Genomic DNA, 17551 nt, shown 5'->3' on the forward strand with positions numbered 1-17551 from the left:
TCAAACTCGTGCGGGAGAAATTATTGTAGGTTGTGCGGAAATTGAAGCAACATGCAAACACTGTTGCAGTTCATACACTCGCATCCCGTAGGGGGGACATTCTCGAAGGACGATTGGGGTAACAACGATTTTCTCGGTGTTACCGCAAGAATTTACAAACCCCATTCGGTGATATCCCGCCAGGATGACAACAACGATGGGATATTCATCGTAAAATCGGGTTGGGCCCTCCTTTACCGCGGACTACTGGACGGAGAACGGCAGATCATCGACACTCCTCTGCGGGGGGACATTGTCGGTTTCCGTTCCGTGGACGGACCCCGTTTAGCGTCTCTGGCGTCCATAACCGAACTAGCTGTTTATGAAATTTCCAGCAAGAAACTGATAGAGGCCATCTTGTCGGAAGGCCGCCTTGGGAAGACCATCGCCTGCTCCCTAGCCCGCCTGAACGCCATCCTTGCCGAACATCTCATGAATGCCGGGCGGCGGAACGCGATGAGCCGCACCGCCCATTTCCTGCTCGAGTTGGAGGAGAGGCTCTCGATCGTTGGCCTGTCGGCCCATGGAAGATATGAGTGTCCCCTTACCCAGCACGAATTGGCCGACATCCTCGGAATGACCACCGTTCACCTCAATCGGACGTTGAGGGAACTCCGCAAGGCCGATCTCGTCGCTTTCAAGGCAGGCCATGTAGAGGTGATCAACCGCAAGAAGCTGGTCAAGACAGCCGGATTCGACAGCGAGTACCTCAGGTAAAGGTTATTCCCTCTAGCTCGGGTTCAACCGTCTCGCGAACTTTCGCGTCGCCGCCTGCGGCGCGGTGCTGGGCGCCAGCGCGTAGGCCATCAGCAAAATTTCTGCTGGAAGACGACAGTGCGCCGTCGCTTGAGCAGTTCCAGACGATGCTTAGTGCGCGGCTTACCTGGCGGGCCCGCAATCTATCTTGACGAGGGCAGCCGCAAAGGCCCGATTATCATGACCGACGGCACCATGGCCTATCGCATGAGGAGAACGTCCTGCCGAAATGCGTGTAAGCTGCCCATAAACTGCGGCAGATACAGCCAGGTGTTCTCGGACCTAAAGCGCTTGGCCACGGATGCCACGAACTGCGCCCTGGTCATGCCAATATCCACCTTCAGGATTTCTCGTCCACAATCACGAGGAACTACCGATCCTCCCTCGAATGGCTGCTGGGCTTGGGGTTTGGCTGAGCGGTCCCATCCTGAGAATGGCATCATCGCCTACCCGGTTAGTCAACCTCGCAGAGCTATCCCACTCCTTGGCATTCCTTAAGCGGTCGGGAATCATTCCAACGGTTGGCACATGGCCAAAGAGATTGAACCTGACCGGACCCGCGCGTCACGATCGAACTCGCGGGAGCTTCAAGGCGGGGTGACGCGGTCTCAACACATGCCTCAGGCGACCGTCGACGCGAAATTTTCTAAAAATTAACTTATGTTAGAGAACGCTTATAAATAGACGATAGGCTGCACAAGCTGTTCTCGGCTAGGGGCGAAGAACTGCTGAAAACTGCTGGGTGAGCCTCAGGCTTTCACAAGGGCTGGGTGCTCAATCACAAACGCACTCAAACACACGGCAGCGGATTCAAGCTTTCAGATTGCGAAGAATGAGGGGGTTTTGGCAGCCGCAACGCGGCTTGTATCCGAAAGATTGGGGATTGGCATGGGTTCCACAGCAGGGCGGCATAATTACACTTCGACCGATCGGCCAGGAGTCCTGTCCAGCGGAACGAAAAGCGTCCACGGCCAAGCAGGCAAAGGAAGCCTCCTCGTCCTGGACGGAAGGGCCCTGGACGGCGAGTGTCTCGCACTTGCCCTCGCGGACCACGAACTCGGCATGGAAATCGCGGCCATGGGTTCGATCGATGAATGGCGCGTGAAGAAGGGCTCGGTCCCTCCCCTCGCAGCCATACTCTTCAACCTTGGCGGCCGGAAGGTCACCGATCATGGGATCGCAGACGAGATTCGGCATATTTCGTCCGAATTCAAATCAGTTCCTGTGGTTATCCTGGCCGACACCGAAGATCTTGCACACATACTGACCGCTCTCGAATGCGGCGCACGCGGCTACATTCCGACCTCGGTCGGAATCGATGTCTGTGTCGAGGCTATAAACCTTGCGGCAGCGGGAGGCATCTTCGTCACTGCGAGCAGTGTCCTTTGCATGCGCCACCTGATAGGGGCGGACAGCCGCGACACCCAGCCTTTGAAAGGCATGTTCACGCTTAGGCAGGCCGAGGTCGCCCAGGCGCTCCGGCGCGGAAAAGCGAACAAGATCATCGCCTACGAACTGAACCTGCGAGAAAGCACCGTGAAGGTCCACATCCGAAACATCATGAAGAAGCTGAAGGCGACCAACCGCACGGAAGTCGCCTACAAGGTCAACGATCTCTTTGCGAGAATGAAGTCTTCCTGAAGCGTTCCCAAGCAATAAGACGGCCAGCCTCGAGTGAATCCCGGCGCCGTCTTATTGAAGTCGGGGGATCTCCGTTGCAGTGAATGGCATCCGGGAGCCGCCCGAGATACACCGGCCCCCGCCCCGGTGGGGTTCGTTGCCCCGAGCTTTCTGATTGTATGCTGTAGGGAATCTTGGCGGGGTGCTCCGAAGCGCCCGGTTTCGTCGCGATGAACTTGCTCTGCAGTCCTCTGGAAAGCTGTTCCAAGGGCGCGGTGTCAGAGGCAGTGGTCCGCATGCGGCCGCAGAAGCTCTCGGCGCTTGACCCCACGGCAAGCCGGCTGGACATACCGTCCCGTGTTCCTGCAGGGCATTCAGGCGTGGAGTGCTCATCGCGCTCTCGTCGTCAGCTACACCCGCGACAAGGGGGCTGTCATGAAGATGATAGCGGCCGCCGACGGTGCGCTGGCGGTGATGAGCACGATCTCACTTCGGTTGCGGACCAAATAAGGCGACGGTGTCTGACAAACGCGTCTAGCCTGGGTCCCGCCGAAAGGCTTCGGTGGGACCTGCACATACGGCGGCACACGAAGGCCTGGAGGACGACCGCTTGAAAGGGACATGCGCGACTTCCGCCAGCTCGGAAGCTGACCGCGATTCGGGTTAACTTCCTGCCGCTGAATCCGCGGATCCATCTGCAGTGTCAGGGAAAGTGTGCCTGGCCACCCATCTTACGGCTTCTTCGATCGTATCGAAATTCTTGTGCTGCCCGCTCAGCAGCCCGAAGCCTGTCTCGAGGAACCATTTGCCCTGCGTGGAGTAGGCTTCCTCGTCGATCTGAGTAAGGACCGCTACCAGTTGGTCCCATTTCCACACCAGAACCCCGGATTCTCCGCCCTCGACCGTTCCGATCCGGGCTTTCTTGAACGAAAATCCAGGAGCAATTTTTGTCATGCCCACTTTGATGAATCCCTCAACTTCAAAATGGAAAGTAAAAACGGGCGGCTTGCATGGTTAGTTCTGTACTGTCTTTCCTTGTAGATGTCTACTTGCCGGACCGCTGTAGACGAATTAGTTAGCAGATCGCCCGGTGAGTTCAAGGCCCACTCGATTTTTCGATGGTCTCCCCATTGGTTTTTTGCGAGAGAATGTGTGCAAACTGCTAAAGAATTTTGGCCTTCCGGAGCGTGAAAGCCTCGGCGAAATGCTCGGTGCCCGGCATTCCATTGCGCGCAATCTCGCTGATCGCGGAAGACGTTCCAGGTCAGTTGGTTGAACCTCCCGGTGGTCCTGATGGGTGTCGAACCTGGCCTGGATTAACACCACGTCGGGATGAACCCGTGATCTTGCATCCGTCAGCCGCTGCTTTATCGATCGGCTGTGGGCGGGGAAGTGGCTGTCTTCGAAATCCGCGACGGCAATCACAAAAGGCCGGTCGTCCCGTTGGCGGGGTCCAGCGCAGCGCCCCGTTGCGATCCCGTCTCTACTGCACCCTCCTTACGCTACCATCGCCGGGGGTGATTTGAACCTACCCGTTCTTGATCGCGCAACCTCGTATCAGGGCGTAGCTTTGGAAAGTGCATCGTAGAAGGTGTGGTTGCGGGGACCTGAGACCATCTCAAAATTGCGGTTTTCAGCATCGGGATTTAATGTACTGGTAGCTCGTCGCATCGGTCGACCGGGGTCTCCTTCGTGCGGCAGCTAATGCAGCGTACAGGTCAGCAGCCCGAAGGTGATATTGTCAAGACGCGGAGGCGGTCACATCGGATGAGTGTTCTTGACAAGGTGGTACTCCTTTTGTGCTTCAAGTAGCTCTTGCGGATGGGGAGAAGGCTGAGTTACCGTCTTTTCGGTCCCTGACGGGCCAGTGCCAGGAGCGGACGTGAGCATACCATGGTTCATCGCCCAAACTGCAGCCTGGGTGCGGTTGCCGACCCGAATCTTTCGAAGGATGGCCTTCACGTGCACCTTCACCGTAGCCTCGGCGATGTTAATCTTGCGCGCGATTGTTTTGTTAGATTCCCCTCCGATCAAGCAACGTATAATACAATCTTCCCGAGTTGACAACATTGATGGTTCTCGATCAGTGTTCTCCATTGTAACAGCCACATTCGTAAACTCATGTACCGCATCATGTTTCAGACCATGTCTTATGTCTTGAATAAACGTCGAAGTTTCTGCAGGTAGCACCGTCTGACCTAGCATAACCAATTCGAGAGCTTTGATGAAGGTGTCGTGAGCGGCAACTTTAGTCAAATACGCGTCAGCTCCCGCACGAAGGGCTGAAACTATATCGTTCGGTCGACAGTGATCGGCTAGCGCAACGACATGGCTGGTCGGATAGATCCCTTTAAATTCTGAAATTTGTGCGAATCCAGCACCCGCATCAGTACCGTCGAGATCCATGATGAGCAAGATGGACCGGTGCTTGGGTAGCGGCTTCTGCAGAAGGTCGTGAACACAAGCCGCAGAGAAAAGAATGCGAAACTTTGCTGCATCGAGAATTAGAACAAGGCCCTCTCGGAGTAACTCGCTTTGGCTGACAAGCACTGTCATAAAAGACTTTGTGGTCACCAAGGATTTCGTTGTCATCATAGCCTCCCCTGACGCGATTGAGGTACGCGCGTCTCGCAAGGCGCTCCTCGCATAGTTTCTTTTTTGACCGTGTTACCTTACGCCAGGAAAACCCTAGACAAGAACACCCTCTTTAGGCGTAGGGTAGCTTCGTCGAGGGGTACCCCGGATTCTCAAGCCTGAGGTCTTGGTGAGGAGTGCGAGCCCCGGGTTTCAGCCGCTCCGGGCGGCAGCCAGCACCATCGTGGCGCCGCATGCGCGGACTGCGAGAGTTGTCGGGCTTGGTCTCCCTGGGGCGTGGGTGGTGCCGCCGGTCTGGCGCGGGGCGACGCGGCGTCTCAGGCGGGAGAACCGCAGGCCAGGGGCCGCGCCGCGACCAGCCGCCATTTTGGGATGACGGCGCAGGCCGGGAAGAAGGCGATCTTGACGCGGCGCGCGCTGATCCTGACCAGCGCCCGAGCTTCACCAGCTTGAGGAGCAACGTGCCACAGCTGGCGTGGCGACTGGGTGTGGGCCAGGGCGATGAGCCGCAGCGCGCACAACAGCACGGATACCTTCCGGGCATCGAAATGGGCGATGGTCTGCCGAGCCGCTCCTTGCGTTGCACCTGCGGTGAGCAATAGAGGAGTTGCCTGGCGCGGCCCCTGGGGCGGCCCATATCGGGGGCAGCGCTGCCGGGGGAAGTCCTATGGCAGGGGCCGGAATTCGAGCCTGGTGAGATCCGGCGAGACAAATGATGGGGCGGGCCAGTTCTGCTATTGCTAGCTCGATAGGTGCCGAGATTGACGGCTTCGTCGGGGCCGCCTCTTCATTCATCAGGCGAGTCAAGCCGTCGATCAGGTCATCGACGTAGCAGAATGATCGGCTTTGCGACTGGGAGCCGGAGATCGTGATCGGCTCGTTCTCCAGGGCCTAGATGACGAAGTTGGAGACGACGGCCCAGCCATTCTGCGACTGCATGTTGGGGCTGAAGGCGGTCCGAGACGCTGCGTCGGACTACTGTTTCCGGCTCTCGTTGCGTTCGATCGCCTTGGTCCCGTTTGCCTTCAAAGAGGTTCTCCTTCAGCGCAGCAATCTGCTCATTGGACGAGTTCGCCGGAGGGGTGTTTATCCGGAAGGAGTGCCTACAAAGGGATAGTTGTGCCGCTGGCGGTGAAGGGTCACGATAAGGCAGAGCCTTCCTCGTCGACCGATGCCCGCCAGTTCGGGACGGGCTGGCCACCACTGAAAGTGAAAGCCACGCGCCATGGCCATGGATGCAAAATACAATTCCGAGCCCGTCACTCCCTCGTCACAGGCGGCCCGCCGCAGGGGAATGAAGACCGTCCTGCTTGTCTTGGGGGTCTCCGGGGTCGCCGTCCTGGGAGCGGGAGCGGTCAGAAACTGGCGGCCCATCGAGGCTGCCTCCGGAGCCGTGGCGCAGAAGGTCGAGGCTGCCTCCGGAACCGTGAGACGGAAGGTCGAGGATACCTCCGGAGCCGTAATGGAGAAGGTCGAAGATGCCTCCGCAGCCATGGTGCAGAAGGTCGAGGCTGCCTCCGCAGCCGTGGCGCAGAAGGTCGAGGCTGTCTCCGCAGCCGTGGCGCAGAAGGTCGAGGCTGTCTCCGCAGCCGTGGCGCAGAAGGTCGAGGCTGTCTCCGGAACCGTGGTGCAGAAGGTCGAGGATGTCTCTGGAACCGTGGTGCAGAAGGTCGAGGATGTCTCCGGAACCGTGGTGCAGGGGGTCCAGGATGTCTCCGGAGCCGTGGTGCAGAAGGTGTCTGCTGCTATCGATAGCTGGCAAGAACAACCGGTTCAAGCCATGCCCGAATCCTCCCGTGCGATCGTGTCGGGACCGGATGCGTCGGCCGCGACGTTCGTCGAACGGAGCGCCGTCCCTGCGGTCCCCACTAGTGCCGAGCCCCCCAAAATCCTCAGCACGGGACCGGATGCATCGGCCGCGGCGTTGGTCGAGCGGACCGTCGTCCCTGCCGTCCCCACCAGTGCCGAGCGCCCCAAAACCCTCAGCAACGCGCCAGGCATGCCAACCGGAGCCCTGTTCGGCGTCGGCGACCGCCTCAAGGTCGCATTCTACGAGCGCGTCGACGTCGAGGAAGACAAGTGGGGGGGCGCGTCCTCGGCCTTGCACGGCATCCTGCAGCGTCCGGAACTGAGCGGCGAATATATTGTCCAAGAGGACGGCACGATTTCCCTGCCCTTGCTTGGCTCCATTCCGGTCGCCAACCGGTCAACGCAACAGGTACAGGCCGACCTGGTGGAAACCTTCGATCAACTACTGGGCCGCAAGGGGCTGGTCAACATCCTGCCGCTGGAGCGCCCGCCCATTTACGTGCTGGGGCCGGTCAAGAATCCAGGCTCGTTCAAGTACGCGCCCGGCATGACGATCCTCCACGCGATCGCGCTGGCCGGCGGACTCGACCGGGCCGAGAGCGAGCCGTGGCAGAAGATCGAAGCCGTGCGTGAGACCCAGAAGCGGAGCGGGGCGATCGATGCCTTGTTGAAATTGCTCGCGCGCGCGGCAGTGCTGAAGGCCGAGCGCGACGGTACAGCACCCACTATCCCGCGCCAGTTGCTTGAACTGGCCGGCGCGACCGAAGCGGCTAACCTCGTCAACGAGCAGAGCGACCGGCGCAAGGCCGTCGCCACGGCCCACAGGGATCGCGAGCGCGCGAACCTGCGTGCGCTGGAGGCGGCCAGGCAGGATGTTGTCGCTTATGGGCGCATGGAGTCGCTCGACAAACTCGTCAAGCTGCGCCAGGAGCGCGTCAACAGCATGCGCACGCTCGTGGACCGCAAAGTTCTCAGCATGACGGTGATGGATCAGATCCAGAGTGAGTTGTCCGACGCGGAACAGCGTCGGCAGGACGCCCTCAACCAATACGCGAGCGCCAAGCAGCGCCTCGCTTCGCTGGAGTCTGAGGTCTTGCGGACCCGGGCCGACCTCAGGAACGATCTGGAGGTCGAGATCGAGACCATCGAGAGCCAGATCGCGGCCAATATGCGCGAGTTGAACGCCAGCGAAGGCGTCCTGTACACGTTGCCGGTGACCCGCGTCCAGTTTGCTAAGGACGCGAACAGCGCAACGTATCAAATCGTGCGGCAATCGGCAGCCGGGCCGGTCAGCATTGACTCTGTCGGGATGACCCTGTTGCAGCCAGGCGACCTCGTCAACATCATCGTGGGCGAAAACGAGCCAAGAGAGCCGGCCGGTTCGCCCGTCCCGACCTCGTCGCCGACCAGCGAGAGCTTGCCGGCCGCGTCCAACCGCAACGATGTCGAGCTTTCCCGCGTGGTGAGGGAGTAGAGGATCGGTTTGATGCCCGGCAAGTGGATTGGTCTGCATGGCCGGTCTCCATGGATGAACTCGTCGGGACGAAGTGGGAAGCGCGAAACGACCATTCGCCGACAGCTTGAACGCTTCAGGAACGAGCATGTCCGCCTCCGCTCAGGAGTTCGGATCATTGGCAAGGTGCAGTGAGATGACATCGAACGGGACACAGGTGCCCATCAAGCGGGATTGGTCAAAGATTTCGGAATTTTGTCACGACCGGCGCGCACGCTCGAGCGGATATTTGCGCTAGCGTCTACACTTCCGGCGCTCCCAAATCTTCGCTTCCAGCGACATGAAGTCTTCACCGAACAGGAAAACCCCGAGTGCTCCATGGACGAACAGCAGCTCGCAGCGAGGATACTCCTGGCATTCCCGCCGCAAGGCGCAAAGGATCAGGAAGATGGCTGTATGTCAGGACCTCTTGATGTCTCAGCCATCGGTGCGGAACCCTATCGTGTGGCTTCAGTAGAACAAGCCATGCGCCAGGATACTGTCATCGACGTTACCGTGGAGGCCTTGCCGGACATCGCGAGGCTCGAGACCGTTTGGAGGGAGCTCGAAGCGCGAGCAACTCACTCGTTCTATCTGTCCTGGCTCTGGATCGGAACTTGGCTGCGGCATCTGCCGGGGGGCGCGCAACCACATGTTCTAATCGCTCGGACGTCAAGCAGGATCGTTGGATTGGCGATTATTTGCCGGCGGAGGGCGTGGAGTTTCGGGCGGCATGCGCGGGCGCGTTGGCTGCTCAATGAAACTGGAGATGTTCGTTTCGATCGATTGTTCATCGAGTACAATGATATTCTTGCGGAGCGATCCCTGGCCGATGCCACTCGAGTGGCATGCGTCGAGGCCTTGGCGCATCACTTGCGCCACTCTGACCAACTGGTGCTCTCCGGAATTGAACCGGAGTTCGAGTTGGCCGCTTGTCGCACCGCGGGCCGGGCCGGGCTCCTTACCGAGGTGAAAGCAGAAGATACGGCACGGTGGATCGATTTCGCCAAAGTCCGCCAGAAAGGCGGAAATTACCGCGCCACATTGGGCCGCAATACTCGGCAGGCGGTAAGCCGTGCCATGCGGTTATATGCGGAACGCGGCCCCATTGCGTTCCGGACTATGGAAATGACATCGGAGGCGCTCGCCGCGTTTGATTTGCTCGCCGAGCTTCATCAGGCGCGGTGGGGACGCAAGGGGGCTTTTGCCAATCCGAGCTTCCGTCGATTTCACGAGGAGCTCATTGCACGCGGAGCTCCCAGCGGGACGGTCCGCATCTCACGGACGTTGGCTGGGGACCAGACAATTGGGGTCCTGTACAATTTCGTGCATGACGGCCGTGTTTACAACTACCAAAGCGGCTTTCTGTATGAGCGCGACGGCCGGCTCAAGCCCGGGCTTATCAGCCATGTTCTGGCTATTGAGGACAGCATCCGACGCGGGGAGCGCGGCTACGATTTTCTGGCAGGCTTCTCCGGGCACAAGTCCCACCTGGCCAATGCGGAGCATCCCATGAAGTGGATCGCAATAGGCAGAGACAATCCGGAGCGCCGCATCGAGGCAAAGCTGCGCGGTGCCAAGCGGGTGCTGGGGCGCATTGTTGCCCGGATGAAACAAGCCGCGGCTTGAGGCGTCGGCCAAAAAAGGACCCGCCACTCAATGTCAAGTATTGGTAGCAGGTTCTTGGATATGTGGTCGGCGGGTGCGGGCCTTCGGCAGGCGAGGATCAACAGGAGGTGCGCTTTGTATACGATGTGCGATGTGACCATTGTCGGTGCTGGCCCCTATGGACTGTCGGTAGCCGCACACTTGCGCGGACTGGGCATTGACTGCCGGATAATCGGCAGCCCCATGGAGAGCTGGAAAAGCAAGATGCCGAAAGGCATGCTGCTCAAGTCAGCTGGGTTCGCATCAAACCTTTCTGATCCCGAGCATGCTTTTACTCTTCGGCAATTCTGCATCGAGCACGGCAGTCCTTATGACCATTTGGATCTTCCAATTCCGCTGGAAACATTCTCCGCCTACGGGTTGGCGTTCCAAAAACGCTGCGTGCCGGACGTGGAAGACGAGGAACTCGTTTCCTTGGTTCCGGCTCCAGAAGGATTCGATCTTCGCATGAAGAGCGGGCTATCCTTCAGGACGCGCAAGGTGGTGATCGCAACAGGCCTGACCTATTTCCGCCATATCCCCGAGCTGTTCTCCCGACTGCCCACCGATAAGCTTTCGCATGCCGCTGACGTTCACGACCTCCAAAGATTCGGGGGGCAGCGGGTCGCGGTACTCGGAAGCGGAGCATCCGCAATTGATATAGCGGTGCTCTTGAACGAAGCGCGGGTCGACGTTCAGCTTATCTCGCGCAAGCCGGCCATCATTTACAGTGGTCGGTGGGGAGGCTCAGGCTCGCACCCCGGGCTACGCCGCCTGGCACGTCCCGTTTCTGGAATCGGCCCGGGTTGGAGACATCGACTGTTCGCGGACTGGCCTTGGCTGTTTCGGTATTTTCCCGAGTACTATCGACTTGAAATGGCAGAAAAGTTTCCCTCGCCGTCCGGAGGGGAGTCAATGAAAGATCGGGCAGCAACCATTCCTTTGCTTGTGGGACGCTCGCCGCGGGAGGTGAGATTATCAGAGCACGGAGTACAATTGAAACTACTCTCCATGGACGGCAACGCTCACGTCGTCGAGGCAGATCATGTAATCGCGGCGACGGGATATAAGGCCGACGTGCGTCGTTTTCCTTTCTTAAGCTCTTCAGTTGTCGAACAGCTGCGTCTTGTCGGAAAAACTCCCAGGCTGTCCACGAATTTCGAGTCGTCCATCCCGGGATTGTATTTCGTCGGGCATGTATCGACTACGACGTTTGGACCGGTCATGCGTTTCGTGTTTGGCACCGGCTTCACCTCTCGCACGATATCAAGGCACCTAGCGAGCCTGCGGCCTAGGCCGTGGCGAGCGGGGCAGCATCGGCCCACTGTGCCGACAACTTCAGCCGGAAATGTGGACGCTCGCCTTGAACCAATCAAGGGAAGTCAGTCTTCTCGCTAGGATTGGGGCTATCATGCCTAGTCACGTGATAAATCCGCGGCAACACACTCTAGCAGCCGATGGCGCACCGACACCCGTGGTCTTAGGAGGAGGAATAAACGGCCTGTCCGCTGTACGCAGCTTGGCTCAAGCGGGACTGCGGCCGATTGTAGTAGTTGAGACAAGGTATGATGTGTCAGCTGTATCGCGGTATGCCCAAAGAGTTATTGTTTCGACATTTAACGGCGAAGAATTCGTGGAGGAACTAGTTAGATTGCGAGAAGTAATGCCTCAGAAAGGCGTGATAATATTTGCCGATGACCGTCCACTTTTGACTGTGTCACGGTACCGCGACCGTGTAGCTCCCTGGTTCAGCTTCCAACTCCCACTCCACGAACTGCTGGTCGACTTAACGCTGAAGGAGCCATTTTTTCGTTTGGCCGAGCGCGGTGGCTTTCCGGTGCCAAGAACCCTCTTGGCGCAGAACCATGGTGACTTGATTGGCCTGCGTGACCTTCGGCCTCCGTTGTGCGTGAAGCCAAACAGCCGTTCCCCGGCGTATGATGGCTCGTTCAAGAAGGCCTATCGCATCGAAACCCAAGCCGATGCTCGGTTGCTCTGCGAGCGAGTGCTGGACGCGGTGGGGGAGGTGATTGTTCAGGAGTGGATTGAGGGGTCGAATGACTCCATCTACTTTTGCCTGTGCTATCTGCGCCCGGGTGCTTCGGTCGCCTTTACAGGCCGCAAAGGCCGTTCCTGGCCACCTCAAATCGGCGTAACCGCTAGTTGCTGGGCGGCGCCGGAAGTCGCCGAGGAATTGGAGGATCTGACAATCCGTTTCTTCCGATCAATCGGTTTGACGAACGGGTTCGCCAGCATGGAATTCAAGCGCGACCAGCGTGACGGTGTATTTCGATTTGTTGAGCCAACCGTTGGCCGGATCGATGGGCAGGTGGAGATCTCCGCCCTTTGTGGCGTCAATCTCTGTCATGTCGGCTATTGCGACGCCGCCGGGCAGCCACACCCACCATTAGAGCTTGATCCGACGCACGTCTGGCGCGATGAATTCAGGGATTTCATCTCGGCCCGGCTCCTTGGCGCCGGCTGTTTCTATCCGCCGAGTCATCGGATTCACAACGCCTACTGGCGCTGGGACGATCCAGGTCCGGCGCTACTGGAGTCAGCCAAAGCCGCGAAAGAAACGCTGCGCCGTGTGATCTGGCGCGCTATCAAAACTGAACCGATTTCAACATACCGAAAAGAACAATCAGAGTTTAGGTGCTGATTGGCTCAGCGTTATCCCGACTCGCCGGTCAACAAAGAGGCGATCCGCAAGAGCGCTCAAACGTAGGCATCTGCCGAAGGCCGCGGATAGTTCGTTGCACGCGCGGCACGACGGCCCGCCAAAGTGCTCGACGCCGACAAATCCGATCGCGATGGCCCGCAGGCTCGCCGCTGCCAACTACAACTTCGGCCAGCTCCTGCGTTGGCTCGCAGAGCTTTTACGTGCTTTGATCCGGACGTTCGTCAAGACCGGCGCAGCTCGGCAACTCGCTTGAATCAGAGCTCAAGCGCTTTCTTCAGAGACGACTATCGCTGCGCGCCCTTGTAGTAGGCAATGATGTCCTTCGGTTTCATTGCACGCTCCGAACGGCGGCCAAGAAAATAGACTGCGCTCGCGCCGTCGGCTGCATATCCCGGCTGGGAGAGTCTTTCGAAATGACGAAGCCAGAACAGCCCCGTGGCCGCCATCGTGCCGATCTTATAACTCCCAAAAAGAGAGCCGACGAAGTAGCGGATGGACCAGAGCATCACAATCGCGGGGCCACGCGTAATGCCGCCGTCGATCTCGTCAAAATGGCGGAACAGCCAACGATGTCCGCTTGGGGTGAAACGGGTGAAATCGTAGGCCCCCTCGTGGACTTGCTGCATGAAGGGCGTCTCTGCATAGACCACCCCGTCCGCGACTAAAACACGATGAATCTCGGCGACGACCTGCTCGGGCGTTAGAACATGCTCCAGGACGGCTTGGACCCAGACGCCGTGGATCGCACCCGAGGCCAACGGAAGCTGATGCCCATCCGCGATGATCAAGGTGAGGTCGGATTTGTAAATATCCGTTCCGATTAAGCTAAGATCGCGGTCTCGATAAAGCGCTTCCGCGTCGCTGCCGATTGTGCCGCCTCCGATGACCAGGATGGTGGGATGGGCATCAAGGTGCTTCGCCTCGGCGATGAAGCGGTCGGCATTCGCGGCGGTCGGGCCGGCGGATCGCCAGAAGAAGCCGTGGATCTTCTGGAGAAAGCCCGCGCTGCGTTCCTTGTAAGAGCTACCCCCGGTAAGTTGCACCTCCTCCCGGCACAGGACGGAGTTGTCGAAGTCAACCAGTACAGGAATGCCGTCGAGAGCGGGAAATCCAGCTTGCGACATTTCGCAATCGGCGGCCTGGCATACGAAGGCGCGTGCTGGCGCACCCGCCTGAACAACCGCAATGCCGGATTTACAGCGCGGGCAGCGCAATAGCCCATGGGGGAGTAACTTGGCTGTCGAGTCCACCTTGCCTCCAGTTGCTAGCAAGTGCTGGCGGTTGAATCTTCATCCTGGTTCGGCCCGGAAGCTTTCACTCGGACGCGCGCACAGGAGCCCCCCATTTGGGAGATGCGAGCCTCTATTTTCTGCCGCAGGCGGCAACACCAAGCGGACGTGTGCGCCGCAGCCGTTACCATGATCACCACGGCCGGGATTGCCTCTCTGCTGCGACTGGTTTGTTGTTCCTTCTGCAAATTCTCTGGACCTTCGGAGGCAGGCTGTTTTCCATCCAGTTGCCGTCGATAACCCTGCACCATGAGCGGTTTCCTCAAGTCTGGAGCGGCGACGCGGTCGGGCTTTCGTGTACAGGCCCGGCGGCAGAATTCAGTTTCGTCGCAAAGGCCAAAACGAGAGCCGCACATGCACCCTCGACGCTGACGGCGAGCGTCCAGCCTAGGACCAGGCCTTGAAGTCCATCAAGCTTCGCCCCCGCGACCACGAAGCACAGCTCCAGCAATCCTCCAAGCGCGAACCAGCGAGATGCCTTGCGCATCCTGTCGCCCAGTCGCGCCAGCGTGCAGGCATGAAATTTGAGCGTTGATCCCAACAGGCTGAAGCCGAGGAAGCGCAGGCTCGAACCGGCGATCTCAGAATAGGCCGGATTGAAGACCGCAAGGATCTCTTGCGAATAGATGAAGACAAAGACGGCGCAAGCCAGCGAGAAGAGCAATGACGCCATGAGCGACACAAGGAAGTCGTGTCTGGATTGTTTCGGGCTCGCTCTGACCACGGGAAACAGGATCGTGGCCATGGCTGCTGGAATCAACGAGGCCATGGAGACCAGCATCCACAACGGCACGAAGGCGGCATTTGTGATCGGCGACAGGAGAACCAGCACAAGGTAGGGCATGATGACGATCGGGGCCTGCAAGGCCACATCGAGCGAGTAGTGGTCGAACACCTTGCGTCGGAGCGTATGGAGCAGCTGGAAATCGGGGGTCCCGACGAGGCGACGCGCACCGCCTCGGGTCAAGAGATCGACGCCGATACAGGACGCCAGCAAGCCGGCCGCCCAGGTCAGAAGAAGCGCTGCATTGGAGGCGTAGCCGGCGGACGCGGCGGCGGCGATCAGCATCAGCTTGATCGTGGAGAACAGCACTTGCCTGATCATCTTGCTGCTGCTGCGCAGGTTGCCCATGAACGCCTGATCGGCCACAATGCCGAGAACGGTCAGGCCGCAGCCGAGAACGAACGCAATACCCTCGAGCCAGCCGCGGATCGGGCCGGTCGAGCTGTTGAGGTACGCCTCCCCGAAGACAAACAACAAGGCCAGGCCGACCGCCAGCGCGACCCCGACGGATGCTGCAGCGGCCACGAGGCCGCGCTCCTTGCCGGGATGCCGTACCATTTCACCCATCAGCAGGGTCCCGAGCCCGGCCTCCCCCAGCAGGCCGAAGAGCGCCATCACGGACAGGAGGGCGGAGGCGTTGCCGATCACCTCCGGCGCAAACAGCCGGGCCGCGAGCCACCAATAAACAAACCCAAGACCGGCCGCTGCAATCGTTCCGATCGCCAGAGCGCCGGTATTCATGACTAGCGTTGCGCACATTCGAAGCTCCCGGCGCACGCGAATAATGGCCATCCCGGCGAGATCTACCTGCAGGCATGATGGCTCTCCCGAGCCTTGCTGCGCCGGCACCGGGGACCTGCTGGCCGCGGTGCGCAGGACGTCCTGATAGACCTGCTCGATCCGGGTCACGACCGCTCCGGCCTTGAGGCGTCCAACCCTGGCGAGGCTTGTCGCCTCCAGGCGGGCCAGCAAGGCGCGGTCCTCCAAAAGTGTCTGCATTGCGTGGGCCAGGGCATGCGCGTCAGCTGGGGGCACGAGAAGCCCTGTTTCGCCATGATCGATGAGATCCGGCATGCCGCCGACATCGGTTGCGACGACAGCCTTGCCTGACGCCATTGCTTCCATAATGACCGTTGCGCAGGCTTCGGGCCCGACCGATGGCAGCACGCCGAACAGTGAGCGCCGCCATGCATGCATGATGGCGGAATGCGGCCACGTAGTGAAGACTCGGACATTCGGCGGAAATTCGGTTGGCGTGTCGGCGACATGGCGCCCGATCAGGACCAGCTGCGGCGCCCGCTCCAGGCCGGCATAGGCTTGCAGGAGAACGTCAATGCCCTTGAGCCGCATCATGTCGCCGACGAACAAGATGAATCCATCCCCGGGTAGCTCCCGCAGGCAGGGATCTTCCGGGCCAAGCAGCCCGACATCGTCGGGCACGAAGTTGGGGATGACCTCGTAAGGGGCGCGGCCTTGGGTGAGTCCGGTGTGACGCGCCACCGCGTGGCTCACCGCGATGAAGCGGTCCACTACACGCCGAGCGGCGAAGCTCGACGCCCAGTTGCCCATGGTGGTCGCGGCTGCCTTCACGGCGCCGTAATGCCCTGTGGCGCAGGGCAGGCACTTGGCCGGCGTTGGGCCACTGCAGAGATGGGCGCCCAAGTGCATGAAGTTTTTCTTGGCGCAGACAAGGCCGTAATCGTGGAGCGTGACCACGAGGCGTGCCCCGCTCAGACTTTTGAGCGGCAGGAAGGACGCGTAGATCCAGTTATGGGCGTGGACGATGTCCGGCCTCTCCTGGGCGACCAGCCGCTTCAGGGCTAGCACCAGTTCGGGATCCGGGAAAGGTGGTGCGTGGCGGCGCTCGGGATCGGTGTGGAGGCCTGACAGACGCTGGAGCGTGCCGCGCAGGCGGTGCACGCGGACCGCGCCGTCCAGCTCGGTTTCGGGCGATCCGGGATGCGTCAAGGTCCCGACGCTGACATGATGGCCCCGCTGCGCCAACGCCGCGCCGAGGTTGCGGACGTGTCGCTCCTCTCCCCCGATCACCGGAGGATAGAACTGCGACAGTAGCAGGATGCGCATAGTCGAGCCTCGTTTTCAGATGCGCGGCACCAGCGTCGAAACGCTGCGATAGAGTCGGTTGTCTTCCGGCCGATAGAGCCGGGCCTCCGCCTTCTGCGGGGTAGCCAAAATGGACACCGGGATCTCCCGCGCCCACGTCTCGCCCGGCGCGATGGTGAGCAATCGGAAGACGGCGAACGGTTGCCCGTCGAGGGTGATTTCCAGGTCGAATCGCTGAGCTTGGGTCTCAGCGCTCCTGATGCCGACGGTGATCCGGCCGGACTCGCCACTGGCCGATGGCAACAACCAGAGCTCGGTGTATTTGAATTCCCGGTAGGTCGCTTCGTCCCGGACGGCCAACGCATAGGCTCCGGTCGCCACAAGCACCGCTAGGATGAGCGCGGCGCCCTGCCAGAGCCGCACCCGCACCGGAGCCGGCCAGGCTGGCAGATCGGGAGTGTCGCGGCGGCCGGCGGCCACCAACGCCGCGGTGGCCGTCACGGCCCAGAACCACAGCGCCCAGCCGAGCGGCGTAAGGAAGCCTGCGGCGTTCAGGGCAAAGCCCCCGGCAATGCCGGCGGCGAGGCTTGCTCCGACAGCGTAGACGAGGTGTTGCAACGCGGAGGTGGTCCTGATGCCAATGGCCCGCAGCACCGTGTGGCCCGAGACGAGGAACACCATGGGCGCGCCCAGGGCAGTACGGAGGAGCACGCTGTCGCTGACCGCAACGGCCGCCACCGCAGCCCCCGCCCACAGGCACGCGGCCAGAAGGT

The 17551-nt window shown here is 60.1% G+C and carries 13 protein-coding genes; 7 read left to right on the forward strand and 6 right to left on the reverse strand.

Annotated features, from left to right (window positions below; all coding sequences use genetic code 11):
- Positions 1-51: 51 nt before the first annotated feature.
- From NKI50_RS23235 to NKI50_RS23245, 3 genes are all read left to right on the forward strand, one after another.
- Positions 52-756 carry a Crp/Fnr family transcriptional regulator gene (locus tag NKI50_RS23235; RefSeq protein ID WP_352496223.1) on the forward strand — a complete coding sequence of 235 codons (705 nt, stop codon included), beginning with the start codon at positions 52-54 and terminating at the stop codon, positions 754-756.
- A gap of 927 nt (positions 757-1683) precedes the next feature.
- Positions 1684-2436, forward strand: coding sequence for a LuxR C-terminal-related transcriptional regulator (locus tag NKI50_RS23240; RefSeq protein ID WP_352717673.1), 753 nt, complete (start codon positions 1684-1686; stop codon positions 2434-2436).
- 300 nt (positions 2437-2736) lie between these two features.
- The gene (locus NKI50_RS23245; RefSeq protein ID WP_352717675.1) at positions 2737-2925 is read left to right on the forward strand and encodes a hypothetical protein; all 189 of its coding nucleotides are present in this window, start codon (positions 2737-2739) and stop codon (positions 2923-2925) included.
- Between the two features lie 153 nt (positions 2926-3078).
- On the opposite strand, the gene NKI50_RS23250 is transcribed toward NKI50_RS23245, so the two are convergent.
- The 3 genes from NKI50_RS23250 to NKI50_RS23260 all read right to left on the reverse strand — a co-directional run bounded on the left by NKI50_RS23250 (position 3079) and on the right by NKI50_RS23260 (position 5609).
- The gene (locus tag NKI50_RS23250) at positions 3079-3375 is read right to left on the reverse strand and encodes a hypothetical protein (RefSeq protein WP_502895924.1); all 297 of its coding nucleotides are present in this window, start codon (positions 3373-3375) and stop codon (positions 3079-3081) included.
- A 798-nt stretch (positions 3376-4173) separates the two neighbouring features.
- Entirely contained in the window at positions 4174-5010 is an 837-nt protein-coding gene (locus NKI50_RS23255) for a LuxR C-terminal-related transcriptional regulator (RefSeq protein ID WP_352717677.1), read from the reverse strand.
- Between the two features lie 317 nt (positions 5011-5327).
- Complete coding sequence (locus NKI50_RS23260) at positions 5328-5609, reverse strand: hypothetical protein (RefSeq protein ID WP_352717679.1); 282 nt, start codon at positions 5607-5609, stop codon at positions 5328-5330.
- An 863-nt stretch (positions 5610-6472) separates the two neighbouring features.
- Here NKI50_RS23260 and NKI50_RS23265 point away from each other — a divergent pair.
- The 4 genes from NKI50_RS23265 to NKI50_RS23280 all read left to right on the forward strand — a co-directional run bounded on the left by NKI50_RS23265 (position 6473) and on the right by NKI50_RS23280 (position 12620).
- Complete coding sequence (locus NKI50_RS23265; RefSeq protein WP_352717681.1) at positions 6473-8293, forward strand: polysaccharide biosynthesis/export family protein; 1821 nt, start codon at positions 6473-6475, stop codon at positions 8291-8293.
- A gap of 357 nt (positions 8294-8650) precedes the next feature.
- Entirely contained in the window at positions 8651-9940 is a 1290-nt protein-coding gene (locus NKI50_RS23270) for a GNAT family N-acetyltransferase (RefSeq protein WP_352549111.1), read from the forward strand.
- 123 nt (positions 9941-10063) lie between these two features.
- Positions 10064-11356, forward strand: a complete 1293-nt coding sequence (locus NKI50_RS23275) for an NAD(P)-binding domain-containing protein (RefSeq protein WP_352717768.1) — start codon at positions 10064-10066, stop codon at positions 11354-11356.
- A 265-nt stretch (positions 11357-11621) separates the two neighbouring features.
- Positions 11622-12620, forward strand: coding sequence for a carboxylate--amine ligase (locus NKI50_RS23280; protein ID WP_352549109.1), 999 nt, complete (start codon positions 11622-11624; stop codon positions 12618-12620).
- A 305-nt stretch (positions 12621-12925) separates the two neighbouring features.
- Here NKI50_RS23280 and NKI50_RS23285 read toward each other — a convergent pair whose 3' ends face one another.
- The 3 genes from NKI50_RS23285 to NKI50_RS23295 all read right to left on the reverse strand — a co-directional run bounded on the left by NKI50_RS23285 (position 12926) and on the right by NKI50_RS23295 (position 17516).
- Positions 12926-13891: a methyltransferase domain-containing protein gene (locus NKI50_RS23285; protein ID WP_352549107.1), complete on the reverse strand. Its 966-nt coding sequence runs from the start codon at positions 13889-13891 to the stop codon at positions 12926-12928.
- Between the two features lie 301 nt (positions 13892-14192).
- Positions 14193-16799, reverse strand: coding sequence for a glycosyltransferase (locus NKI50_RS23290; RefSeq protein WP_352717684.1), 2607 nt, complete (start codon positions 16797-16799; stop codon positions 14193-14195).
- A 15-nt stretch (positions 16800-16814) separates the two neighbouring features.
- Positions 16815-17516, reverse strand: a complete 702-nt coding sequence (locus tag NKI50_RS23295) for a hypothetical protein (RefSeq protein ID WP_352717685.1) — start codon at positions 17514-17516, stop codon at positions 16815-16817.
- Positions 17517-17551 lie beyond the last annotated feature (35 nt).

Origin of the sequence: Mesorhizobium sp. M0563, from assembly GCF_040321065.1 — a bacterium.
GTDB lineage: Bacteria > Pseudomonadota > Alphaproteobacteria > Rhizobiales > Rhizobiaceae > Mesorhizobium.